This window comes from Romboutsia sp. CE17 (assembly GCF_012317385.1).
In the GTDB taxonomy this organism is placed as follows: domain Bacteria; phylum Bacillota; class Clostridia; order Peptostreptococcales; family Peptostreptococcaceae; genus Romboutsia_E.
The window spans coordinates 440,512-465,374 of the sequence record NZ_CP051144.1; the positions used below are offsets into that span (position 1 = coordinate 440,512).

Below are 24,863 nucleotides of genomic sequence, written 5' to 3' on the forward strand. Positions count from 1 at the left end.
GAATTGAATTATCCTTAAATCTTATTCTGGAAAATATAAAGTTTAGGAGGTTTAATTATGAAACAACCTAGAGGTTATAGTGATATAAGACTTTTTCCAGATAAAAAATACTCAAATTATTTAATAAGAGGAAATGATAGTTTAAATGAAGTAGAATTAAGTAAAGATGAAATAGAAGCCATAAATTTAATGGATGCTCAAGGTTTTAGCAAAAAAAAAGCTTCAAAAAAGATGGGGATTTCACAAAAAGATTTTGAAAAAATAATAAATGAAGCGAGAAAAAAGGTGGCTAAATTTTTATCCGAAGGAAATACTATAAAAGTAACTGTAAAAGAAGAAAATATTACTGTAGAAGAAGATTTATCTGAAATAAAAGCTTGTAAGTTTAGATGTGCTACATGTGGATATATTTATTATGTTAAATATGAGTTTCAAGATATTATATGTCCGAAATGTAATTCAAAAAAAGTTATGACCAGTGAGGATGCAGGATTTTGTAAAAATTGGTCGTTAAAGAAGTAGATTATAATTGACTTCATAAATTTAGTCTGATATTATAACCTTAATGAAATCGTATAACTTGAATCTTTTATTCAAGATTTTGGAATAGAGGAGATGACAAGGTGAAAATATTAGATACAGTAATAATAGGAATAGATATAATGCTATTTGTGTATTTCTATAATATTGGAGTAAACGCAACGGACATGACAACTAGGTTAATAGCTTGTGCGGCCATGACATTTGAAGTTTATTTTATTAGAAAACATATAAAGATAATGAAAAAATTAAATGTAGCTAAAAATAAAAATATAACTAAAGATAAATAATAGTTAATTATAAAGGTGCCTATATTATTATAGGTACTTTTTTAATTAGTTATTATTATAGGCTACTAATTTTGTATAAATTATATGATAATTAGATTTAGAAATATAAAAATAGGAGGGCAATATGAAAAGACAACTTGAAATAAGCTATTCTTTTGGATATGTATATGATAAAAGTAAATTAATAGCAATGTATCCAGCAGGAACAAATGTAATAAGTGAAGATGAATATGAAATGGAAGTAGAAGTAGCATTTTTAGAAGATGGAATAGATGCAGCGTTTGAATATGAAGATATAAAAACTGCTAACGATGTAATGAAGCCTTTAGAAATGTTTTTAATGAAACCTAATAAAATAATACCATTTGTGGATTCAATAAAAGATTTTGACACCAAAGAAGAATTACCAAAATTATTAAATGATTTTGATGCAGAATATGAACTAAAAAAGGATTATGAAGAAAAAGGATATGAATTTAATAATTATTATGAAGTATTTAAAAATGTAACGAACTATATACCTAAAGAAAATTTAGAAAACTTAAATATATTAAAAATTGAAGCAGATAAATTTGATATGGATAAGTTTATAAATGATATAAAAATAAATCTAGATGAAGTTATGAATCCTAATATAATACCAGTATTTATGGAAAAGAGCAATTTAACACCAAGATTATTTATAAAATCTAAAAAAGAAGATAGTAATAGTTTTTATGTACCTTTTGCAGTAGATGCAAGCTCATATGAGAGATGTGTATATTGTGCAAATGGACAAAAAATAGAAGATGAGAATATTGATATGGGGGATTTAGAAATATCGATTACTAAAGATGCTGGATATATAATTGAGAATATTGATAATATATTGAATTTCAAAATAAGTAATTTCAACTCAAAGACAGAAAATAATAACCAAATAACACAAGTTGTAGATTATGGTGGTAAAATAAAGCCTATGATGATTGAATTTGTAAATTCTTATATCAAAAAAATTTAATAATTAAATAATTTACATAATATATAGTAAGTAGGATATCTTTTGATAGACTACTTATTTTTTTATGCTTAAGAGAATTATATTAGATAAATTTTTTGTTTTATAGCAAATATAACTAAATGAACTGATTTAATAATAATAAAAGATAGGAGATATTATGAAAATAAATATAGATGGTATAAGGGAAAAGAGCAATAATATAAAAGAATGGCTTATAGATGTCAGACGAGATTTACATAAAACACCTGAATTAGCAATGAGTGAATATGAGACTAAAGAAAAAATAAAGAAATATTTAAATGAAATTGGAATTAATTATAATGAGTTTAATGATAATTGTGGAATAGTAGCACATATAATAAAGCCAAAATCAAAGTTAACTATAGCTATAAGAGCTGATATGGATGCGCTTCCAATAGAAGAAAAAAATAATATTTCATATAAATCTATAAATAAAGGTATTATGCATGCTTGTGGACATGATGCACATACGGCTATTTTATTGGGAGCATGTAAATTACTATATGAAATTAAAGATAAATTAAATATAAATATAAAATTTATATTTCAGCCGGCAGAAGAGACCATAGGTGGAGCTAGATTTTTAATAAAAGAAAACTGTTTGGAAAATCCTAAGGTTGATTATATTTTTGGTCTTCACGTACAGTCATATTTAAAAACATCTTTTATAGAATGTAGATATAATACTATAAATGCAAGTGCGAATAGTATAAAAATTAAGGTTAAAGGTAAAAAATCACATGGAGCATATCCTGAAAAAGGTGTAGATGCATTGGTTGCATCTGCGCAAATTATAACAAGTTTACAAAGTATTATAAGTAGAGATTTATCACCTTCAAATTTAGCTGTGATTACATTAGGAAAAATAACTGGAGGAGAAGCTCAAAATATTATATGTGAAGACGTTGAAATAGAAGGTACTATAAGAGCAATAACTATGAAAGATAGAGACTTTGTGATTAAGAGAGTTAAAGAAATAGTAGAAAATACAGCAAAAGCTTATCGTTGTGAAGGAATATTTGAAGTCGATGAAAATTGGTATCCCCCTGTAATTAATGATAAAGAATTGGTTAATGTAGTTAAAGAAAATGCAGAGAATTTATTAGGAAAAGATAATTTTATAATTAAAGAGTTACCATCTATGGGAGGAGAAGATTTTTCTTTTTATACTCAAAGTTGTAAAGGTGTATTCTTTCATTTAGGTTGTGGAAATAAAGAAAAGAAAATTACAAGTCCACTTCATACATCATATTTTGATATAGATGAAGATTGCTTAACTATAGGCGTAATGATGCATTTAATGAATGTTATGTATTTTAACTAATAAAAAGCGAAGTTTAAATATAAACTTCGCTTTTTATTAGTTAATAGAATTATTGAACGTTATACATTCCATGGCTATACATGTAATCAAATATTTTTTTGCCATGCTCTTGCTCTTCTTTTTGAATATGATTTAAGACATTTCTAATATTTTCATCTCTAAACTCAAAAATAGCGGTATTATATGTAGAAGAAACAAACTTCTCTGTTGATAATAAATCGCTACAAAGAATTTTATCATCTTGATTATAAGACTGAATTTGAGGATTAGATTGGAACATATTTTTTTGCATATTAACACCTTGTTGAGCTTGAGTGTTTTGTTGAGATTGATTTTGACTTTGCTGACCACCAGTACTTGGAATTGTACCACTTAACAATTGATTTATACTGTTTAAATGTTGTTGTTCTTGTCCTGCTAATTCGTTAAAAAGTGATTTTAAGTTAGGGCAACTAGCTTTTTGTGCAGCTTGTTTATATTTGTTAACACAAAGTTCTTCTTGTTCTTTTTCGTCTTGAAGTAACATTCTTTCTTTAGTACTTAAATTTATCATTAAAAACACCTCCACTCTTATTTTGTATAAATATCTATATATTATTCTTAAATAAACATAGATTTTAATATATTGTAAAAAATAAAAAGAAATATTAAATAAAGTTATTAAGGAGAAGTTGTCATGAATAAAAGAAGTGTAAAAATAATACCCCTTGGAGGTTTAGGAGAAATTGGTAAAAATATAACTGCCATAGAGTACAATGATGAAATAATTGTTATAGATTGCGGAGTGTCTTTTCCTGATGAGCAGATGTATGGAGTTGATTTAGTAATACCGGAGATAAGCTATTTGATCGAGAGAAAAGAAAATGTAAAAGGATTATTTTTAACACATGGACATGAAGATCATATAGGTGCAATTCCTTATATTATACAGCAACTAAATATGCCTATATATGCTACAAAATTAACTCTAGGATTAGTAAAGAGTAAACTAAAAGAACATAATCTTTTAGATAAAACTATATTAAATCCTGTGAATTCAGGCGATACAATAAAATTAAATGAAATTAGTGTAGAGTTTATAAGATCAACTCATAGTATAGCAGACTCATGTTCATTAGCTATATTTACGCCTATGGGAACTATAATCCATACTGGAGATTTTAAAATAGATTATACTCCTATTGATGGTTTAGTAATGGATTTAAATAGATTTTCTACTCTTGGAAATGAAGGTGTATTATTACTTTTGGCAGATAGTACAAATGTAGAAAGAGAGGGTCATTCTATTTCTGAGAAAGTAATAGGTGAGACATTAAATAGGATATTTGCAAATAAAAAAGGAAGGATCATTGTAGCTACATTTGCTTCTAATATACACAGAATGCAACAAATAGCTAATGCATCAATAAAAGAAAATAGAAAAATAGCATTTAGTGGTAGAAGTATGGAGAATGTATCACAGGTAGCTATGGAGTTAGGATATCTTCATATACCTGAAGAATCAGTAATAAGTATAGATGATATTAAGAATTATCCGAATGAAAATATAACTATAATTACTACTGGAAGTCAAGGTGAAGCAATGGCAGGTATTTCTAGAATTGCTCATGGTACTCATAAAAAAATAGAGATAGATAAGGATGATTTATTTATAATATCAGCATCACCAATACCTGGAAATGATAAAATAATATCTAAAGTTATAAATCAATTATTTAGACAAGGTGTAGATGTAATATATGAAGACTTAGAAGATATACATGTATCAGGACATGCATATAAAGAAGAATTAAAGTTAATTCATACTCTAGTAAAACCAAAGTATTTTATGCCTGTACATGGAGAGTATAGACATTTGAAGCATCATAGTGATTTGGCTATTAAATTAGGAATGGATCCTAAGAATGTTTTTACACTAGAAACCGGACAAGTCTTAGAAATATCAAAGGATGGTGCTAATTCAAGTCAAAAAGTTCATACGGGTGTTTTATATGTAGATGGTATTGGAGTTGGCGATGTAGGAAATATAGTTTTAAGGGATAGAAGATACTTAGCTAATGATGGAATGGTTATAATTGTTTTAGCAATAGATAGAGATACTTATGGAATAGTTGCAGGTCCAGATGTAATAACTAGGGGGTTTATTTATGCTAGAGAATCTGAAGATTTAATAAATGATATAAAAGAGATTTCAAAAATAGAAGTGGAAAAATGCTTAGAAGATAAAGTTTTAGAATGGCCAGTACTTAAAAATAGCGTAAAAAAATCAGTAGAAAACCATCTTTATCATAAAACAAAACGAAGACCAAGTGTATTTCCTATTATAATGGAAGTATAAAATATAATGATTTTAAATAAAACACTATGTTATAATAAAGGTTATAAACTTTAGTAGAATAGAGGGGAGTTTAATTGAGTAAATATATCGAATTTAAGAATGTAAAGAAAATCTATAAAATGGGGGAAGTTGAAATAGAAGCCCTTAGTGGAGTAGAATTTTCAGTTAATAAAGGTGAATTTGTAGTAGTAGCAGGAGCTAGTGGAGCTGGAAAGAGTACTATACTAAATATACTAGGAGGTATGGATAGTCCATCTAGCGGAGAAGTAATAGTAGATAATAGAAAAATTAACAATTATTCAAATAAAGAGTTAATAACATACAGAAGGTATGATATAGGATTTGTATTTCAATTCTATAATTTAGTTCAAAATTTAACTGCTAGAGAAAATGTAGAATTAGCTACTCAAATATCTAAAAACCCTTTAGATATAGATGAGATTATGGATGCAGTAGGTCTTTCTCATAGGAAAAATAATTTTCCAGCACAGCTTTCTGGAGGAGAACAACAAAGAGTATCTATAGCAAGAGCTTTGGCTAAAAATCCAAAACTATTGCTGTGTGATGAACCTACGGGTGCATTAGATTACAATACAGGTAAATCAATATTAAAGCTTTTACAGGATACGTGTAGAAATATGGGTATGACAGTTATAATAATAACTCATAACCTAGCATTAACACCTATGGGAGATAAAGTTATAGAAGTAAAGAATGGAAAAATACAACGAGTTACTATAAATGATAATCCTACTCCAGTGGAAAGGATTGAGTGGTAGTAATGAAAAGTGCTTTAAATAAAGATATCATAAGAGATATAAAAAAATCTAAAGGAAGATTCTTATCTATATTATTTATAGTAGCTTTAGGAGTTGCATTTTTTACAGGGATAAAAGCATCTCCTATAGTAATGAAATATACCGCGGATAAATACTACGATGATTATAATTTAATGGACATTAGGGTGCTTTCGACACTTGGATTAACAGATTCAGATGTCGAAGAAATAAAAAAAATAGATGGAGTTAAAGGTGTATTTCCCACTTATTCAATGGATGTTTTGACAAACTATAATTCTATTGAAAGTGTTTTAAAAGTGCACGCATTAGATTTACAAAGGATAAAAAATAATGATGAAAATTATATAAATCAAGTAAAATTAGTTGAAGGAAGATTACCAGAAAAATCAGGAGAGTGCGTATTAGAGAAGGAGAAAATTAAAAGCTTAGATATAAAAATTGGAGAAAAAATAAAACTTACTTCTGGAACAGAAGATGACCTTAGTAATAATCTTAAGACTACTGAATATGAAGTGGTAGGCTATATAGAGACTCCGTATTATTTATCGTATGAAAAAGGTAGTAGTTCTATAGGCGGTGGAACTGTAAATGGAATTATAATGATACCTCAAGATGATTTTAATTTGGAAGCTTATACAGAATTATTTTTGACAGTTGATAATGCAAAAGAAATTAATTCTTATAGTGATGAATACTTTGATTTAATAGATGATGTAACTAAAAAAATAGAAGATATATCAGGTTTAAGAATAGAAGCTAGGTATAATGAAGTTGTTGAAGAAGCAACAAATAAGTTAAATGAAAGTAAATCTGAATTCGAGAGTAAGAAAAAAGAAGTAAATGATAAGCTAAAGGAAGCACAAGAAGAAATCGATAAATATAAAAAACAAATAGAAGATGGTGAAACTGAGTTAAATAATAAGAAGTCTCAGGTATATAATCAAATAGAAAATGGTAAAAAGGAGCTTCTAGAAGCGGAAGAATTATTAAAACAAGGTGAAAAGGATTATGAATCTGGGTTAACTGAATTTAATAATAATAAAAAATTAGCTGAAGTTGAGTTTGAAAAAGCAGAAGAATCCTTAAACAATGCTGATTCACAAATTAATGAATTGCAAAGTAAAATCTCTTTAATAGAAGAAACCTTAAAAAATGATGATTTAACTGACGAAGAAAAAATAGAACTACAGGCAACGTTAGGACAAAATAAATACATATTAAATTTAGCTATAAGTGAATATGAAAAAGGAATAAGCGAATTAAATTCAAAAAAGTCTGAGCTTAAGAAAGCCGAAGATTCTTTATCACAAGCGAAGTCTGAATTAGATAGCAACAAAATAAAAATAGAAAAAGAAAAAAGTAACCTATATGAAAAAGAAGCACAGGCTAATAATGAATTTGAAAAAGCTGAAAAACAATTATTAAGTTCAAAGTCAAAGATAAAAAATTCAGAAATTGAATTGGAAGATTATAAGGTAAAATCTAATGATGAATTTAAAAAAGCTGAGAAAAAAATAAAAGATGCAGAAGATGAAATATCTAAAATAGAAAGCTCTGAGTGGTATGTATTAGATAGAAATAGCCATTATTCTTATGTAGATTATGGTGGATGTGCAGACAGTATAGATGCTTTAGCTAAGGTATTCCCAGTATTTTTCTTCTTAGTAGCTGCTTTAGTATGTTTGACTACAATGACTAGAATGGTAGATGAGCAAAGAATAAATATAGGAACACTTAAAGCACTTGGATATACTACTAGTAAAATTGCAAAAAAATATATTCTTTATGCGTTGAGTGCAACAATACTAGGGTGTGTCTTAGGATTAGCAATTGGATTTACAGTATTCCCTGTGGTTATATTCAATTCATATGGGATGATGTATACATTACCAAAAATGAGTTTTTTATTTGACTATAAAATAGCAATAGGAATAAGTTTAATATCAATAGCTGTAACAACATTATCGGCGTATTTTGCATGTAATAAGGAATTAAAAGAAACACCATCTATGTTAATGAGACCAAAAGCTCCTAAAGAAGGAAAAAGAATACTTTTAGAAAGAATTCCTTTTATATGGAATAAAATAGGATTCATAGGTAAAGTTACAATAAGAAATATATTTAGATATAAAAAGAGATTCTTAATGACCGTACTTGGAATAGCAGGTTCAACAGCCTTAATAGTAACTGGATTTGGGATACAGGACTCTATAGAAATTATTGTAGATGATCAATATGGAAGCTTATTTAAATATGATATGATGGCAACTATTGATAATAATGCAAATACAAGTGAAATAAATAGTTTAGAAGAAGTATTAAATAAAGATAAAAGAATATCACAATATCAATTTGCTAATAACCAAAATGGAAAAATATACAATGATGGAAAAAGCAAAGAAATAACTTTAACTATACCAAAAGATATTAATGAAATAGATAAATTTATATATTTGAGAGAAAGAAAATCTAAAAAGCATATAGATTTATATGATAAAGGAATAGTATTAACTGAAAAGGCCGCTAGAGACCTTAATATTAGCGTTGGAGATGAAATTGAAATAGCTAACTCTAATGACAAAAAAGCGAAAGTTACAGTAATTGGAATTACAGAAAATTATATATCACATTATGTATATATGTCTGAAGGCCTATATAAAAAGTTATATAATAGAGATGTAGATTATAATAGAGTTCTAGGTATATTAAGTAATGATGATGAAGAAATAGAAAACTCTTTATCTAAAGATCTTATAGAAAACAATATTGTAACAGGTGTAAGTTTTAATAGTGGAATAAAAGAAAACTTTACGAGTACAATAGAGAACTTAAATTATGTTGTTTTAATTATGATAGCTTCAGCAGGGTCATTAGCATTTGTAGTATTATATAATTTAACAAATGTTAATATATCTGAGAGGATAAGAGAAATAGCAACTATAAAAGTTTTAGGATTTTATGATAATGAAGTATCATCATATATATATAGAGAAAATATAATACTAACAATAATAGGTGCAATTGTTGGATTAGGGCTAGGCCGTATATTACATCAATTTATTATGGTTACAGTTGAGGTAGAGTCTACTATGTTTGGTAGAGTGATATCTACAAGTAGTTATATAATAGCAGCTATACTAACAATAATATTAGGTATAATAGTTAACTTATCTATGTACTATAAATTAAAAAATGTTCAAATGGTAGAATCTTTAAAATCTGTTGATTAAAAACAAAAAAGTAATGTCAAAAAACCAAGTTGTCTCATAGTATAAGCTAGGAAGTTAAAAAAATACTTCAAAAAAATTTAGGGGGGCAACACAATGTTAGACAGATTTTTTGGTGAAGGTGGATTCTTTGGAGGCTGTGGATGGTGGATAATAGTATTATTCTTCTTATTCTTAGCATTCCAAGATGTATGGGCAGACTTTGATATATGTGCTTGGATACCATTCTTAATATTATTATTAATAGTTTGTGGAATGGGAGATTGTTTTGACGATGGCTGTGGCTGCTAATTAATATTATGTATTATAAAAGCGCTGATAAATTCAGCGCTTATTTATTTTTAAGATAAAACTAAATAAAACATAGTTTTAAGAATTACACTAGTAAACTTATAAAAATACTAGCATACTTAAAGCTTGAAGAAGAGTTAAAACAATAATATAATTTAATATATAATAAATAATTTATAAGGAGGGGTAATATATGATATATGGAAATTTAAATAATGATAAAGTATTAATAGAATTTTTACCAGAAGCATTACAAAAAGGTATTGCTTTTTTGAAAGAAATGGATTTATTAAACTGTAAAGCTGGAGAATATGAAATACAAGGTAGGGAAATATATGCTAATGTAATAGATACACAAACTAAAAGTAAGGAAGAAATAAGACCGGAAGTTCATAGAAAATACATAGATATACAATGTTTATGTAAGGGGAGTGAACTAATAGGATATGCACAGGATTCTGATAAAAATATAGTGGGAGAAGAATTATTAGATAAAGATGTTATATTCTATTCAAAGGTAGAAAATGAATCAGAGCTAGTATTAGCTCCAAATGATTATGTAATATTATTTCCAGAAGATGTTCATAGACCTGCATATACAAATGGCAAAAGTGAAGATATAAGAAAAGTTGTAGTTAAAATTAGTGTTGATCTAATTAAATAATATAAAACCTGTACAAGCATAAGCTTAGTACAGGTTTTATTATGTATGAAAATCAAAAATAATGAGTAAAAATCATCTTGAAAAATTTTGTCTTAAATTGTATAATATAAACTTAGTTGAAAGATAAAACACAAATTTTTCAATAAAATACAAATAAAAATATATATAAAGAAACGGTTATCAATTAAGAGAAAAATTAAATATTTAGTGAGGTGTAAAATGAAGATAGGATTCGATCATAAGAAATATCTAGAAGAGCAATCAAAGTATATATTAGAAAGAGTTAATAACTTTGACAAATTATACTTAGAGTTTGGTGGAAAGTTAATAGGAGACTTACATGCCAAAAGAATATTACCAGGATTCGATGAAAATGCGAAAATAAAAGTTTTACAACAAATGAAAGATCAATTAGAAGTTGTAATATGTGTTTATGCAGGTGATATTGAAAGAAATAAGGTAAGAGGCGATTATGGAATAACTTATGACATGGAAGTTCTAAGATTAATAGATGATTTTAGATCTTACGATTTAGATGTAAATAGTATTGTTATAACAAGATATGAAGGACAACCTGCTACAACAGTATTTATAAATAAGTTAGAGAGAATGGGTATAAAGGTTTATAAGCATGCTCCTACAAAAGGTTATCCAACTGATGTTGATACAATAGTTAGTGATGAAGGGTATGGAGCAAACCCATATATAGAAACAACAAAGCCAATAGTTGTTGTAACAGCTCCAGGACCAAATAGTGGAAAGTTAGGTACTTGCCTAAGCCAGTTATATCATGAAAATAAAAGAGGTAATAGTGTAGGATACTCTAAGTTTGAAACATTCCCAGTTTGGAATTTACCACTTAAGCATCCTGTTAATATAGCTTATGAAGCTGCAACTGTTGATTTAAAAGATGTAAATATGATAGATTCATTCCATCTTGAAAGATACGGAGAAACTTCAGTAAACTATAATAGAGACTTAGAATTATTCCCAGTGCTTAAAAAGATAATAGAAAAAATAACAGGAGAAGAATCTATATTCCAATCACCAACAGATATGGGAGTTAATAGAGTCGGATTTGGTATAATAGATGATGAAGTAGTTAGAGAAGCTTCTAAGCAAGAAATAATAAGAAGATACTTCAAAACTGCATGTGAATATAAAAAAGGGCAATTTGATAAAAGTGCTTATGATACTATAAAATTAATAATGGAACAAGTTGGTTTAAAACCAGAAGATAGAAAGGTTGTTATGCCAGCTAGAGATTATAGTACTAAATTAAAAGAAACTGCTAACAAAAATGATGCTTGTTCAGTAGTTGCATTAGAATTAGTTGATGGAACTATTCTTACTGGAAGAGGCTCAAATCTAATGAATGCAAGTGCTGCAGCAATATTAAATGGAATAAAACATTTAGCAAATATAGCAGATGATATGCATTTATTATCTCCAGCAATATTAGAGCCAATTGTAAGTTTAAAAACTAAAACTTTGGCAAGTAGAACTCCAGAATTAAGTTGTGAGGAAATATTAATGGCATTAAGTGTAAGTGCTGTTACTAATCCAACGGCACAAGCAGCTATGGAAAAACTTCCAATGTTAAAAGGGTCTCAAGCACACTCAACAACTATATTAAGCAAAACAGATGAGCAAACATTTAGAGAACTTGGAATAGATGTGACATGTGATCCAGAGTATCCATCACAAAATCTATACTACGCTAATTAATAAAAAATACAAATTTAGACCATTCTACAATAGTAGGATGGTCTTTTAAATATAAAATACAAATAAAAATATACATAAAAATAAATTTACGGTTATCAATAAGGAATAAATATTTAGTTCCTTGGAATAACTATTTTAAATGTTTTTAACATATTTTGCAATAAAAAATTTAAAAAAACATAAAAAATATTAATTTTACAAGTGGGGGTGGTATATTGAATGATAATAGAAAAATTATTCATATAGACATGGATGCATTTTATGCATCAGTTGAACAGAGGGATAAACCTTATTTAAGGGGAAAACCTGTTGTAGTTGGTGGACCTCCAGAGAGTAGAGGAGTAGTTACTACTTGTTCATACGAAGCTAGAAAATTTGGTATACATTCTGCTATGCCATCAAAAAATGCATATAAAAGATGCCCCTATGCAATATTTGTTCCACCAAGATTTGATGAATATCGTAAAGTATCAAACCAAATAAGAGAAATATTTCATCGTTATACAGATTTAGTAGAACCATTATCATTAGATGAAGCATTTTTAGATGTTACTAACAATAAATTAAATATAGAATATGCTACAACTATAGCTAAGATGATAAAGCAGGATATCTTAGAAGAAACAAACTTAACTGCTTCAGCAGGTGTATCATATAATAAATTTTTAGCAAAATTAGCATCTGACTATAAAAAACCAAATGGATTAACTATAATAACTCCATCTAGTTCTCAAGAATTCTTGGATAATCTACCAATAGACAAATTCTTTGGAGTAGGAAAAGTAACTTCGAAGATATTAAAAAATATGGGAATAAAAACAGGTTATGATTTAAGAAAATTAAGTTTGCATGAATTAGAACAAATTTTTAAGAATAGGGGATATTCTTTTTATCAATTTGCTAGGGGGATTGATTATAGACCTGTAGAGCCTTTTAGAGAAAGAAAGTCCATTGGTGCAGAAACTACATTAAGTCATAACCTAAGCATAGAAGAAGAAGAAGTTGTAGATATATTAAGTGATCTTTGTGAAGAGGTTTCAGATAGAGCTAGAACTTCAGAAAAATTAGGAAAAACAATAACCTTGAAAATAAAATATGAAGATTTTACTCAAATAACCAGAAGTTTGAGTGTAGAACATCCAATAAATTCGCAAGAAGATATAAGAACAAATGTATATAACTTACTTAAAAATGTTAATACCGAAAATAAGCAAATAAGACTATTGGGTGTAACCTTATCTAACTTGACAGATTATAGAAATGAATATGCTAATATTACAATTTTTGAGTATATAGATAATATAAACAAAGATAAATTATAATTATTAAAATTTTAAATATAAATACCATTATAGTATATAAATAATATAATAAAAGTGTATTTTTATTTATATTCAATTATAAAACAAAAATATCTACCGTACTATTAGTGTGGTAGATATTTTTTTACTTTATAATAATATTAGATTATAAATATTGATATTATAGTATTAATCCATTAATATGCTTTCCAAAGCTTCTTTATCTAAAATTTTTATTATATCCCTTGTATAGTCTATTAGACCTAAATCTTTCATATTTATAAGTTCTCTAGATAGAGAAGGTCTTGGTACTCCAAGATATTCAGATAGTTTTTGTTTTGTCATGTTTAATTTTATGAAATTACTACCTTGAGTATTTGATTCTTGAATTAAGAAGTTACATATTTTTTGTTTTATACTACTAAATGATAAACCAGTAATAGATTTGTTTAATGTTATTATTTTATTTGTCAAATCATTTAAAAATAATTTTAAAAAATCAGGATGATTAGTACAAAAATGAATAAAATCATCTTTATCAATAAACATTATTTCGCTTTCAGATGAAGAAATTACAGTTGCAGGATATAACTTTTCATCAGAAAATGCTATAATCTCACCGAATAAACATCCTCTGCTAAAAGACGAAAGGTGCACTACTTTATTACTAGTTAATATTCTTTTTATATCAACATTGCCATCCAAAACTAAACCAATTTTGTTGCAAGGAGACTTTTCTAGAGCAATAATATCATTTTTAGAGTATTTATATATATTAAATTTTACATCCTTAAAAAAGTCTAAAAGTTCTTTTTTAGTTTTATTTCTTAGCATTTTATCACCTATATAAATTAAGATTACATTTTTTATACCTAATATATATATTATCCTAGAAATTAAAATGAAGAAAGTATTTAGTTTTATAATTTACTAAAATATAAATGTAAATAGTGATTAATTTTTGTGATATATATTCAACTAAGGGTATAAAATATATATAAATTAAATTGCTAGAATAAGGAGTGAATAATGGAGTATAGTAAGGTTATAAAAGCGACATTTATAGAAAGACCTAATAGATTTGTTTCATATTGTGAAGTCAATGGAAAAAGAGAAAAGGTTCATGTTAAAAATACAGGAAGGTGTAAAGAACTTTTAATACAAAACTGTACCGTATATTTAGAAGAAAGTGATAATCCAAATAGAAAAACTAAATATTCACTAATAGCAGTAGAAAAAGGTGATAGGTTAATAAATATGGACTCTCAAGTTCCGAATAAAGTAATATATGAAGCTTTAAAAAGTAAAAAGATTAATTTACCTGGAATAGATGAAGAAATAACTCTAATAAAACCAGAGAAAACTTATGGAAATTCTAGATTTGATATATACTTAGAATCTAAGAATAAAAAAGCCTTTATTGAAATAAAAGGAGTTACATTAGAAGAACAAAATATAGTTAAATTTCCAGATGCTAAAACAGAAAGAGGAGTAAAACATATAAAAGAGTTAATAGAAGCTAAGAAAGATGGATATAATTGTTATATTATATTTTTAGTTCAGATGAATAATGTTCTTTACTTTACACCAAATAATGAGATGCATAAAGAATTAGGTGATTCATTAATAGAGGCGAGAAATAATGGTGTACAAGTATTAGCTTATGATAGCTTAGTGACAGCAAATTCTATAAGTATAAACAAAGAAATTGACGTTATATTATAAAATATGTTGCAGATAATTATAGTATTAGATACTATTTAAGTATACATATAGTATAATTTTATTATTAAGAAGGAGAGCTCTTGCCCCTTCTTATTTTTTTAGAAATTAAAGATATAAAATTTTGGATAATAATTCAAGATATTAAAATAAATATGTAAGTATTTATAAAATATTAATGGTATAATATTTATTAAGAATATATATTTATAGGATTAATATACGAAAGGATGCATAAATATGACAAACGAATTATCGATGAAAGACTTACTAGAGCAACAAGAACAAGCTTTTAGTGAGGTAAAAATAGGAAAAACTATAACTGCTAAAATAACTAAAGTAAACCATGATGAAGTTGTATTAGACTTAGAATATGGTTTCGATGGTATAATTCCAGTAGAAGAATTAAATATAGAAGGTAACAAAAGTATAGAAGATGTATATAAAGTGGGAGATGAAATAACTGCAATAATACAAAGAGTTTCTGAAAAAGATGGAACTATAAAATTATCTAAGTTACAAGCCGATAGAAAAAATGACTTAGCTGAAATAACTAAAGCTTATGACGAGCACAGAATTATAACTGTAAGTGTTGGGAAATCGATTGAAAGAGGCGTATTTGCAAAATATAAGTCAATAGAAGTATTTATACCAATATCTCAGATAGATACTAAGTTTGTAAAAGACACTAAAGAATATGTAGGAGCTAATTTAGAGGTATATGTAATAGAATTAGATCCTAAGAGAAATAGATTTGTAGTAAGTCATAGAGAAGTATTACAAGAAAGAATAAACATAGAGAGAGAAGAGAGAAGAGCTAGAATAAAAGCAGAAAAAGAAGCTGAAAGAGCCAGAATAAAAGCAGAAAAGGAAGCTGAAAGAGCTAGAATAAAGCAAGAAAAAGAAGATTTATTTAACTCTTTAGAAGTTGGACAAAAAAGACATGGTAAGGTTACTAAAATAATGTCTTATGGAGCTTTTGTTGACTTAGGAGGGTTAGAAGGATTAGTTCATTTAAATAACTTATCTTGGAAGAGAGTAGAATCTGTTGAAGAAATGTTACATGAAGGTCAAGAAGTGGATGTTTATGTACTAGATGTAGATGCTGAAACTAGAAGAATAGCTTTAGCATTAAAAGACATAAATAATGATCCATGGCAATTAATAGCTGAAGAAGTATATGTTGATGACATAATAACTGGTAAGGTTGTTAGAATAATAGATAGAGGAGCATTCCTTGAAATAAGAGAAGGTGTAGAAGCTTTCTTACCAATATCTGAATTAAGTGATGATAGAATTTTAAAAGTAACAAATGTAGTTAATGTTGATGATGAGGTTAAGGTAAAAGTTCTTAACTTTAATCCAGAAAATAGAAGAATGCTAGTATCTAAGAAAGAAGCTGAAAGAGAACCAGAAGAAGATTACAGTGAATACTTAGAAATAGAAGAATCTTTAGGTACTCTTGGAGATTTATTCAAAGATAAATTTAAGAACATACAAAAATAATAATACAGGATACCTCAAGTTGAGGTATCCTATATTTGTATAATTCAATGAAGGAGGATAATATGAAAGCAATATTAGACTTACATACGCATACCATAGTCAGTGGACATGCATTTAGTACGGTAAAGGAAAATATAGAATTTGCATCAAAAAGAGATATAAAATACTTAGGAATATCAGATCACGCACCTAACATGCCTGGTGGACCACATAAATTTTATTTTCAAAATTTAAAGGTAATACCAAGAGAGGTGGAAGATGTTAAAGTACTTAGAGGTATAGAAGGTAATATAATAGATTTAGAGGGAAATTTAGATATAGATGAAGACTTATATTCTGGAGTAGATTATGTAATTGCAAGTTTACACCCACCCTGTGTAGAAGCAGGTACAAAGGAAGAAAATACAAATGCAATAATTAAAGCAATGGATATAGAAAAAGTTAAAATAATAGGTCATCCAGATGATAGTAGATATCCTCTTGACTATGAGGCTATAGTATTAAAAGCAAAAGAAAAAAATATATTATTAGAAATTAATAACTCTTCACTAAATCCAAACTCTTTCAGAGAAGGAGCGAAGGAAAATTTAATAGAAATGTTAAAACTTTGTAAGGAGCATAATGTAAGAGTAATAATGGGAACGGATTCTCATATTTGCTATGATATAGGCAAATTTGATAATTGTGAGAATTTAATAGAATTAATTAATTTTCCAAAAGAATTAGTTATAAACTATCACGAGAATCAAGTAATAGATTTTTTTGATTTAGATTTTATGAAGAAGTAATAGAAGAAATATATATAAATTTAACTATATAATTGACAATTAAAAAGTAAAATAATACTATAACTAATAAACAATTTAAAATAAAAGGTGTTGATTAGGAGTAGTAGAAATAATGAAGCTTACAGAGAGCCAAAGGGTGGTGTGATTTGGCAGTGGATAATTTCGAACTTGTCTATGAGCTGTTGCAATTTGCAAACCGATTAATCTAGGTTATAGGATATATAATGATTTATCATTATTATAAAGTGGGCTTTATAGCCAAATAGAGTGGTACCGCGATCTAAACTCGTCTCTAATTTTTTAGAGGCGAGTTTTTTATTGTAAAAAAGATTTTAAATATATGGGGGGACTATTATGAACCATGAGAAATATTCTAGATTTAAAAAGATTACTATGAAAAATAGAAAATGGCCAGATAATGAGATTATAAAATCACCTATATGGTGTAGTGTAGATCTAAGAGATGGTAATCAAGCCTTACCAAATCCTATGAATGTAGATGAGAAAATTAAGATGTTTAATATGTTGGTAAGCATTGGATTTAAGGAAATAGAGGTAGGATTTCCATCTGCATCAGATACAGAGTATAAGTTTTTAAGAAAATTAATTGATGAAAATCTAATACCGCAAGATGTTACTATTCAGGTATTAACTCAAGCAAGAGAACATTTGATATTAAAAACTTTTGAAGCATTAAAAGGATGCAAGAAAGCAATTGTCCATATTTATAATTCAACATCAACACTTCAAAGAAATATTGTATTTGATAAAACCAAAGAAGAAATAATTGAAATAGCTGTAAAAGGAGCAAGGCTTGTAAAAGATGAAGCTGAAAAATATCCAGAAACTAAATTTATATTTGAATATTCTCCAGAAAGTTTTACTGGTACAGAGCTAGATTATGCAGTAGAAATATGTGAAAAAGTATTAGATGTATGGAATCCAACACCAAATAATAAAGTTATATTAAATTTACCATCAACTGTAGAAATGGCTACTCCTAATATATATGCAGATCAAATAGAATGGTTTTGTGAAAATCTTACGAAAAGAGATAGTGTAATAATAAGTCTTCATACTCATAATGATAGAGGAACATCAACAGCTTCAAGTGAACTAGGATTATTAGCAGGTGCGGATAGATTAGAGGGGACATTATTTGGTAATGGTGAAAGAACTGGAAATATGGATATAGTAAATGTCGCTATGAATTTATATTCTCAAGGAATTGACCCAAAACTAGACTTTAGTCAGATAAACTCTATTATAAAAACATATGAAGAATGTACTAAACTTAGAGTTCATGAAAGGCATCCATATGCAGGAGAATTAGTTTATTGTGCATTTTCAGGATCACATCAAGATGCAATTAGAAAAGGTATGATAGCCAGAAATAAATCAAATGCTAAGAATTGGGAAGTTCCTTACTTACCGATAGATCCTCATGATTTAGGTAGAGAGTATAAGGAAATTATAAGAATTAATAGTCAATCTGGAAAAGGCGGATCTATATATATAATGGAAAATGATTTTGGATATATGATACCAAAAAATATGCATAAAAATTTTGGGAATGTAATAAAAAGAGAATCAGATTTATTAGGAAGAGAATTAACTAGTGAAGAAATATTCAATATATTTGAAGAGGAATATATGAATTTAAATCAACCATATAAAATTAAAAAGTATAGAGTTGATTCTTGTGATGATAACGAGAAAGTTTCTATTAGTGCAATAATTTCTTATAAGGGAATAGATGAGCATATAAGAGGTGTAGGTAATGGACCGATAGATTCATTTAGTAATGCTATTAGGAGATATAAAAATAATGATTATAAGTTTGTATCTTATTGGGAGCATGCTTTAGATGAAGGATCTCATTCAAGTGGAGTAGCATATGTTCAAATACAGGTAAATGGAAATGATTATTTTGGCGTTAGTGTATCTGAAAATATTAATACGGCAGCTATAAATGCTTTATTAAACGCTATAAATAAAAGTTATGAAATAGAAAACAAGGGGGAAAATGAATATGGGAATGACTATGACTCAAAAGATATTATCGAAACATACTAATTTAGATAAGGTTAAAAAGGGGCAGTTAATTCAAATAGAATTAGACTTAGTGTTGGGAAATGATATAACTTCACCAGTTGCAATAAATGAATTTAACAAACTAGGGATTGATAATGTATTTGATAAACATAAAATTGCAATGGTACTAGATCACTTTACTCCTAATAAGGATATAAAAAGTGCAGAACAATGTAAGATAACAAGAGATTTTGTAAATGAAAAAGGTATAGTTAATTTTTTTGATGTTGGACAAATGGGAATAGAGCATGTTTTAATTCCTGAAAAAGGCCTTGTAGTTGCAGGAGATACAGTTATAGGCGCTGATTCACATACTTGCACTTATGGAGCATTAGGTGCATTTTCAACAGGGATAGGTTCAACAGATATGGCAGCTGGAATGGCTACAGGGGAATGTTGGGTAAAGGTTCCGGGTGCTATAAAATTTATTTTAAAGAATAAGCCATCAAAATGGATTAGTGGTAAAGATATAATCTTATATATTATAGGTAAAATTGGAGTAGATGGAGCTTTATATAAATCTATGGAGTTTACTGGTGATGGAGTATCTCATTTAACTATGGACGATAGATTTACGATTTGCAATATGGCTATAGAAGCTGGAGCAAAAAATGGAATATTTGAAGTAGATGAAAAAACCATAGAATATATGAATAAGCATAAATATAGTGCTTTTAATAAAGAATTTAAAGTTTATAAAGCTGATGAAGATGCAATATATGATGAAGTATATGAGATAGACTTAAGTTTATTAAAGCCGATAGTAGCATTTCCACATTTGCCTGAGAATACAAAATACGTTGATGATATAAATGAAGATATAAAAATAGATCAAGTTGTTATTGGTTCATGTACAAATGGTAGGATAAATGATTTAAAGATAGCTGCTGAGATAATGAGGGATAAAAAAGTTAAGCAAGATGTAAGAGTAATAATACTTCCTGGATCTCAAAAGGTTTATTTAGAAGCCATTGAAAAAGGATATATAAAGACATTCATAGAAGCAGGCGCAATAGTATCTACACCGACATGTGGACCGTGTTTAGGTGGTCATATGGGAATACTTGCATCAGGAGAAAGGGCTATATCTACGACAAATAGAAATTTTTTAGGTAGAATGGGTCATACTGAGTCAGAAGTATATTTAGCAAGCCCAGCTATAGCAGCAGCATCTGCTATAACTGGCAAAATATCATCACCAAAAGAAGTTATAAGGGAGGAAGAATTATTATGTTAGTGACTGGGAGTGTTTTTAAATATGGAGATAATGTAGATACAGATGTAATTATACCTGCAAGATATTTAAATACATCAGATGTAAAAGAATTAGCATCACATTGTATGGAAGATATAGATAAAGATTTTTCAAAGAAAGTTAAAAAAGGAGATATAATAGTTGCAAATAAAAATTTTGGGTGTGGTTCATCAAGAGAACATGCACCAATAGCAATAAAAGAAAGTGGAGTATCTTGTGTTATAGCATCAACATTTGCGAGAATATTTTATAGAAATGCTATAAATATAGGCTTACCTATAATAGAGTGCGATGAAGCATCTAAAGATATAAAATCGGGAGATAAACTAGAGATAAATTTTAGTACTGGTATTATAAAAAATTTAACGACTAATAAGAATTATCAAGGAGAGCCGTTCCCTGAATTTATGCAAAAAATTATTAGTAATGGTGGTTTGATGAATTCTATAAAAGTTGGGGGCGAGAATTAAGATGGATTTTAAAATAGCAGTCATAAAAGGTGATGGTGTAGGACCTGAAATAATAGATGAGGGAATAAAAGTATTAAAAAAAATAGGAGAAGTATATAATCATAAATTTGAATTCAGATATGCACTAGGGGGAGGAGATGCAATAGATAAAATGGGAACTCCTCTACCTGAGGAAAGTCTAGATATATGCAGAGATAGTCAAGCTGTACTATTAGGTGCTGTTGGTGGTCCTAAATGGGATAATGTAAATGGAGATATTAGACCTGAAAAGGGATTATTAAGATTGAGAGAAGAATTAGGATTATTTGCCAACTTAAGACCTGTAAATGTATATGAAAGTATAAAAGAAATATCTCCTTTAAAAATTGATAGATTAAAAAGTAAAGTAGATTTTGTTGTAGTAAGAGAACTAACTGGTGGAATTTACTTCGGAGAGAGGGGTACTTCTATAATAGATGGAGTAAGTGAAGCATATGATGTTGAAAAATATACTGAAAAAGAAATAAGAAGGATAGGAAAAATGGCTCTTGATATAGCTTCAAGAAGACGTAAGAAGCTGATAAGTGTAGATAAAGCAAATGTACTTGAAAGTTCTAGACTTTGGAGAAGTATAATTGATGATTTATCTAAAGAATATAAAGATGTAGAAGTACGTCATATGTATGTAGATAATGCTGCGATGCAATTAATAAAAGACCCTAGTCAATTTGATGTAATTTTAACTAATAATATATTTGGAGATATAATTTCTGATGAGGCATCTATGATAACAGGATCTATAGGCATGTTACCTTCAGCATCTTTAAGAAATGATAATTTTGGAATGTATGAACCTATACATGGAAGTGCACCAGATATAGCTGGGAAAGGAATTGTTAATCCAATAGCAACAATATTATCAGCATCTATGTTGCTAAGACATAGTTTAAATTTAAATAGAGAATCTGATAGCATAGATAAAGCTGTTCAAGAAGTACTGATTAAAGGATATAGGACAGAGGATATTTATGAAGGTTATGGCATAAAAGTTAGCACGAAGGAAATGGGAGATTTAATTTCTAATCATATAAAATAAATAAAAAAGGTTAATTTATCTAAATTATAAATAATAGGATAAGTTAACCTTTTTATTTATAATTATAAATCTTATAAATATATTTTAATAAAAAGTATTAAAAAACAAATTTCGAAATAACATTATAAAGTAAATGATTAAGACAAAAGCAATAAATTCTATTTTAAAATGCAAAACTTAAATAAAATATAATTATTATATAATAAATAAACTATAACATTGACACTTCCCATAAATAAACATACTATAAATATTAAAATATCAAAATGATAAATTTAAAATTAATTTTAAAGAAAGGAGGCTTATTATGAGTAAAAAGTTATTTATACCTGGACCAATAGATGTTAGCCAAGATGTTTTAAATTGCATGGCTACTCAAGTAATAGGTCATAGAAGTGAAGAGTCATCAAAATTACAAGAAGAGATAAGCTTAAAGCTACAAAAAGTATTATATACAAAAAATACTATACTTTTATCAACATCATCCGGAACTGGACTAATGGAAGGCTCCATACGATCCTGTACATCCAAAAGGGCTGCTGTATTCTCCTGTGGTTCATTTGGTGATAGATGGTATAAAATAGGAGTATCTAATATGGTACCAGTTGATTTGTTTAAAGTAGAATTAGGGCAGGCTATAAGTCCTGAAATGGTTGATAAGGTGCTTTCTACCGGAAAATATGATTTAATAACTATAACTCATAATGAGACTTCTACAGGAATAAGAAATCCAATTGAAGCTATTGGAGAAGTTATTAAAAAATATGATGATGTAATTTACTGTGTAGATGCAGTAAGCTCAGCAGGTGGAATGAAAATAGAAGTTGATAAAATAGGAATAGATATATGTATAACCTCAGTTCAAAAGGCATTAGGTTTACCGCCAGGAATGGCTATATGTACATTTTCTAAAAAGGCAGTTCAACGAGCTAAAACAGTACCTTATAGAGGAACTTATTTTGATTTATTATCAATTTATAAGTACATTGTAGATAAAAATTATCAATACCCCTCAACACCATCCCTTTCGCATATGTTTGCTTTAAATTTCCAATTAGACCAAATCTTAAAAGAAGGCTTAGATAACAGATTTTTAAGACATGAAAATATGGCTAAAACAGTTAGAAATTGGGCCGAAGATCACTTCCAAATTTTTACCAATAAAAATTATTTGTCAAATACACTTACCGTAATAGAAAATACCAAGAAAATAAGTATATCTAAATTAAATGAAAAATTAATAGACAGAGGATTTGAAATTGCAAATGGATACGGAGAACTTAAGGAAAAGACATTTAGAATATCACACATGGGTGATTATACAGTAGAAGATGTAGTTGATTTACTGAATAATATAAATGAAATTTTAGAGTTGTAGAGAAACATAGGCAAATTTTAGAATATAAAAAATAATTTTAAATAGAGAATATATATGGTAAAAGGTTAATTTTGGAGGTAAAAATGTTTAATATATTAATTACAGATGGTGTAAATAGGGATGAAATAAATGAATTAAGAAAATTAAATTTTAATGTTATAGATAAGTATTATGATGATGAAAATTTAGGCAAACAGCTTAAAGATATAGATGTGTTAGTTATAAGATCTAAAAATACAATAACCAAAGAAATTATAGATCAGGCTTGTGAGGGAAATAGACTAAAATTAATAATAAGGTCAGGTGTTGGTTTAGATAATATAGACGCCAATTATGCAGAAGCTAAAGGTATAAAAGTAAAGAATACGCCATGTGGTAGTACAGTATCTGTTGCTGAACTTACTATAGGTCAAATAATCACAATAGCTAGATTTGTCAATATTTCAAATGTGAGAATGAGAGAAGGAAAATGGGAAAAGAAAAAATATATAGGTACAGAAATCTATGGAAAAACACTTGGAATAATAGGAATGGGTAGAATTGGAAGAGAAGTAGCAAAAAGAGCGTATACAATGGGCATGAATATAATATATTATGATATATTAGGCAAAATGGATGTTTCAGATAAATATAAATTCTGTGAATTTGAAGAAGTATTAAGTAATTCGGATTTTTTAACGATACACATTCCATATGATAAAGAAAAAGGATATCTAATAACTGAAAATGAGATTAATAAAATGAAGGATGGAGTATACTTAATAAATCATGCCAGGGGAGGTTTGATTTGTGAGGAAAATTTAATCAAGGCTTTAGATATAGGAAAAATAGAAGCAGTAGCTTTAGATGTGTATGAGAATGAGCCTATAATTAATCTAGAGTTAGTAAATCATCCAATGGTATCTCCTACGCCACATATTGGGGCATCAACAATAGAGGCTCAAAAAAGAATAAGTTCAGAAATTGTTAATATAATAAATGAACATTATGAATATATAAAAAAGATAGAAAAAGAACAAGGTAACAGTAGCACAAAGTTAGCTCTATAATA

The 24,863-nt window shown here is 27.7% G+C and carries 22 protein-coding genes and 1 other annotated feature; of the genes, 20 read left to right on the forward strand and 2 right to left on the reverse strand.

Annotated elements, in window-relative coordinates; translation table 11 throughout:
* The first annotated feature begins 57 nt into the window (after positions 1 to 57).
* From HF520_RS02170 to HF520_RS02185, 4 genes are all read left to right on the forward strand, one after another.
* Positions 58 to 522 carry a DUF134 domain-containing protein gene (locus HF520_RS02170; RefSeq protein WP_168572468.1) on the forward strand — a complete coding sequence of 155 codons (465 nt, stop codon included), beginning with the start codon at positions 58 to 60 and terminating at the stop codon, positions 520 to 522.
* Between the two features lie 101 nt (positions 523 to 623).
* Positions 624 to 830, forward strand: a complete 207-nt coding sequence (locus HF520_RS02175; protein WP_168572469.1) for a hypothetical protein — start codon at positions 624 to 626, stop codon at positions 828 to 830.
* Between the two features lie 124 nt (positions 831 to 954).
* Positions 955 to 1,830, forward strand: coding sequence for a hypothetical protein (locus HF520_RS02180; RefSeq protein WP_168572470.1), 876 nt, complete (start codon positions 955 to 957; stop codon positions 1,828 to 1,830).
* Between the two features lie 157 nt (positions 1,831 to 1,987).
* Positions 1,988 to 3,175 carry a M20 metallopeptidase family protein gene (locus HF520_RS02185; protein ID WP_168572471.1) on the forward strand — a complete coding sequence of 396 codons (1,188 nt, stop codon included), beginning with the start codon at positions 1,988 to 1,990 and terminating at the stop codon, positions 3,173 to 3,175.
* 49 nt (positions 3,176 to 3,224) lie between these two features.
* Here HF520_RS02185 and HF520_RS02190 read toward each other — a convergent pair whose 3' ends face one another.
* Complete coding sequence (locus HF520_RS02190; protein WP_168572472.1) at positions 3,225 to 3,728, reverse strand: spore coat protein; 504 nt, start codon at positions 3,726 to 3,728, stop codon at positions 3,225 to 3,227.
* A 123-nt stretch (positions 3,729 to 3,851) separates the two neighbouring features.
* Between HF520_RS02190 and HF520_RS02195 the strand changes: the two genes are divergently transcribed.
* The 7 genes from HF520_RS02195 (at position 3,852) to dinB (ending at position 13,545) form a co-directional block, all read left to right on the forward strand.
* The gene (locus tag HF520_RS02195) at positions 3,852 to 5,513 is read left to right on the forward strand and encodes a ribonuclease J (RefSeq protein WP_168572473.1); all 1,662 of its coding nucleotides are present in this window, start codon (positions 3,852 to 3,854) and stop codon (positions 5,511 to 5,513) included.
* 119 nt (positions 5,514 to 5,632) lie between these two features.
* Complete coding sequence (locus HF520_RS02200; protein ID WP_207711046.1) at positions 5,633 to 6,292, forward strand: ABC transporter ATP-binding protein; 660 nt, start codon at positions 5,633 to 5,635, stop codon at positions 6,290 to 6,292.
* Between the two features lie 2 nt (positions 6,293 to 6,294).
* Positions 6,295 to 9,543, forward strand: a complete 3,249-nt coding sequence (locus HF520_RS02205) for an ABC transporter permease (RefSeq protein WP_207711020.1) — start codon at positions 6,295 to 6,297, stop codon at positions 9,541 to 9,543.
* Positions 9,544 to 9,636: 93 nt separating this feature from the next.
* Positions 9,637 to 9,831, forward strand: coding sequence for a hypothetical protein (locus HF520_RS02210; RefSeq protein ID WP_168572476.1), 195 nt, complete (start codon positions 9,637 to 9,639; stop codon positions 9,829 to 9,831).
* A gap of 193 nt (positions 9,832 to 10,024) precedes the next feature.
* Positions 10,025 to 10,495: a YhcH/YjgK/YiaL family protein gene (locus HF520_RS02215; protein WP_168572477.1), complete on the forward strand. Its 471-nt coding sequence runs from the start codon at positions 10,025 to 10,027 to the stop codon at positions 10,493 to 10,495.
* A gap of 219 nt (positions 10,496 to 10,714) precedes the next feature.
* Positions 10,715 to 12,223: a DUF1846 domain-containing protein gene (locus HF520_RS02220; RefSeq protein ID WP_168572478.1), complete on the forward strand. Its 1,509-nt coding sequence runs from the start codon at positions 10,715 to 10,717 to the stop codon at positions 12,221 to 12,223.
* Between the two features lie 215 nt (positions 12,224 to 12,438).
* The gene (dinB, locus tag HF520_RS02225) at positions 12,439 to 13,545 is read left to right on the forward strand and encodes a DNA polymerase IV (protein WP_168572479.1); all 1,107 of its coding nucleotides are present in this window, start codon (positions 12,439 to 12,441) and stop codon (positions 13,543 to 13,545) included.
* 168 nt (positions 13,546 to 13,713) lie between these two features.
* Here the strand turns inward: dinB and HF520_RS02230 are convergent, their stop codons facing one another.
* Positions 13,714 to 14,358 carry a Crp/Fnr family transcriptional regulator gene (locus HF520_RS02230; protein WP_168572480.1) on the reverse strand — a complete coding sequence of 215 codons (645 nt, stop codon included), beginning with the start codon at positions 14,356 to 14,358 and terminating at the stop codon, positions 13,714 to 13,716.
* Positions 14,359 to 14,553: 195 nt separating this feature from the next.
* Between HF520_RS02230 and sfsA the strand changes: the two genes are divergently transcribed.
* From sfsA to HF520_RS02275, 9 genes are all read left to right on the forward strand, one after another.
* Positions 14,554 to 15,249, forward strand: a complete 696-nt coding sequence (sfsA, locus tag HF520_RS02235; RefSeq protein WP_168572481.1) for a DNA/RNA nuclease SfsA — start codon at positions 14,554 to 14,556, stop codon at positions 15,247 to 15,249.
* Between the two features lie 237 nt (positions 15,250 to 15,486).
* On the forward strand, positions 15,487 to 16,752 hold the full coding sequence (locus HF520_RS02240) for a 30S ribosomal protein S1 (RefSeq protein ID WP_168572482.1): 1,266 nt from the start codon (positions 15,487 to 15,489) through the stop codon (positions 16,750 to 16,752).
* 62 nt (positions 16,753 to 16,814) lie between these two features.
* Positions 16,815 to 17,540, forward strand: a complete 726-nt coding sequence (locus HF520_RS02245) for a phosphatase (protein ID WP_168572483.1) — start codon at positions 16,815 to 16,817, stop codon at positions 17,538 to 17,540.
* 81 nt (positions 17,541 to 17,621) lie between these two features.
* Positions 17,622 to 17,837 (forward strand) — a binding site (T-box leader).
* Between the two features lie 57 nt (positions 17,838 to 17,894).
* Positions 17,895 to 19,616, forward strand: coding sequence for a 2-isopropylmalate synthase (gene leuA / locus HF520_RS02250; protein ID WP_168572484.1), 1,722 nt, complete (start codon positions 17,895 to 17,897; stop codon positions 19,614 to 19,616).
* The gene (leuC, locus tag HF520_RS02255; protein WP_168572485.1) at positions 19,573 to 20,871 is read left to right on the forward strand and encodes a 3-isopropylmalate dehydratase large subunit; all 1,299 of its coding nucleotides are present in this window, start codon (positions 19,573 to 19,575) and stop codon (positions 20,869 to 20,871) included. The genes leuA and leuC overlap by 44 nt, the downstream gene beginning before the upstream one ends.
* A complete protein-coding gene (leuD, locus tag HF520_RS02260; RefSeq protein WP_168572486.1) occupies positions 20,865 to 21,359 on the forward strand; it encodes a 3-isopropylmalate dehydratase small subunit in 495 nt (164 codons plus the stop codon). The genes leuC and leuD overlap by 7 nt, the downstream gene beginning before the upstream one ends.
* Position 21,360: 1 nt before the next feature.
* Positions 21,361 to 22,434 (forward strand): 3-isopropylmalate dehydrogenase, encoded by a 1,074-nt coding sequence (gene leuB / locus HF520_RS02265; protein WP_168572487.1) that lies wholly within the window; start codon positions 21,361 to 21,363, stop codon positions 22,432 to 22,434.
* Between the two features lie 307 nt (positions 22,435 to 22,741).
* The gene (locus HF520_RS02270) at positions 22,742 to 23,812 is read left to right on the forward strand and encodes a pyridoxal-phosphate-dependent aminotransferase family protein (protein ID WP_168572488.1); all 1,071 of its coding nucleotides are present in this window, start codon (positions 22,742 to 22,744) and stop codon (positions 23,810 to 23,812) included.
* An 83-nt stretch (positions 23,813 to 23,895) separates the two neighbouring features.
* Entirely contained in the window at positions 23,896 to 24,861 is a 966-nt protein-coding gene (locus tag HF520_RS02275; protein ID WP_168572489.1) for a D-2-hydroxyacid dehydrogenase, read from the forward strand.
* Positions 24,862 to 24,863: the final 2 nt, after the last annotated feature.

Bases quoted from the DNA above. Each gene is read 5' to 3' on its own strand.
- HF520_RS02215 (WP_168572477.1), top strand. From the start codon at position 10,025: ATGATATATGGAAATTTAAATAATGATAAAGTATTAATAGAATTTTTA.
- HF520_RS02190 (WP_168572472.1), bottom strand. From the start codon at position 3,728: ATGATAAATTTAAGTACTAAAGAAAGAATGTTACTTCAAGACGAAAAA.
- sfsA (WP_168572481.1), top strand. From the start codon at position 14,554: ATGGAGTATAGTAAGGTTATAAAAGCGACATTTATAGAAAGACCTAAT.
- HF520_RS02210 (WP_168572476.1), top strand. From the start codon at position 9,637: ATGTTAGACAGATTTTTTGGTGAAGGTGGATTCTTTGGAGGCTGTGGA.
- HF520_RS02275 (WP_168572489.1), top strand. From the start codon at position 23,896: ATGTTTAATATATTAATTACAGATGGTGTAAATAGGGATGAAATAAAT.
- HF520_RS02185 (WP_168572471.1), top strand. From the start codon at position 1,988: ATGAAAATAAATATAGATGGTATAAGGGAAAAGAGCAATAATATAAAA.
- leuC (WP_168572485.1), top strand. From the start codon at position 19,573: ATGGGAATGACTATGACTCAAAAGATATTATCGAAACATACTAATTTA.
- leuA (WP_168572484.1), top strand. From the start codon at position 17,895: ATGAACCATGAGAAATATTCTAGATTTAAAAAGATTACTATGAAAAAT.
- HF520_RS02220 (WP_168572478.1), top strand. From the start codon at position 10,715: ATGAAGATAGGATTCGATCATAAGAAATATCTAGAAGAGCAATCAAAG.
- HF520_RS02200 (WP_207711046.1), top strand. From the start codon at position 5,633: ATGGGGGAAGTTGAAATAGAAGCCCTTAGTGGAGTAGAATTTTCAGTT.
- HF520_RS02195 (WP_168572473.1), top strand. From the start codon at position 3,852: ATGAATAAAAGAAGTGTAAAAATAATACCCCTTGGAGGTTTAGGAGAA.
- HF520_RS02245 (WP_168572483.1), top strand. From the start codon at position 16,815: ATGAAAGCAATATTAGACTTACATACGCATACCATAGTCAGTGGACAT.
- leuB (WP_168572487.1), top strand. From the start codon at position 21,361: ATGGATTTTAAAATAGCAGTCATAAAAGGTGATGGTGTAGGACCTGAA.
- HF520_RS02230 (WP_168572480.1), bottom strand. From the start codon at position 14,358: ATGCTAAGAAATAAAACTAAAAAAGAACTTTTAGACTTTTTTAAGGAT.
- leuD (WP_168572486.1), top strand. From the start codon at position 20,865: ATGTTAGTGACTGGGAGTGTTTTTAAATATGGAGATAATGTAGATACA.
- HF520_RS02180 (WP_168572470.1), top strand. From the start codon at position 955: ATGAAAAGACAACTTGAAATAAGCTATTCTTTTGGATATGTATATGAT.
- HF520_RS02270 (WP_168572488.1), top strand. From the start codon at position 22,742: ATGAGTAAAAAGTTATTTATACCTGGACCAATAGATGTTAGCCAAGAT.
- HF520_RS02170 (WP_168572468.1), top strand. From the start codon at position 58: ATGAAACAACCTAGAGGTTATAGTGATATAAGACTTTTTCCAGATAAA.
- HF520_RS02205 (WP_207711020.1), top strand. From the start codon at position 6,295: ATGAAAAGTGCTTTAAATAAAGATATCATAAGAGATATAAAAAAATCT.
- HF520_RS02240 (WP_168572482.1), top strand. From the start codon at position 15,487: ATGACAAACGAATTATCGATGAAAGACTTACTAGAGCAACAAGAACAA.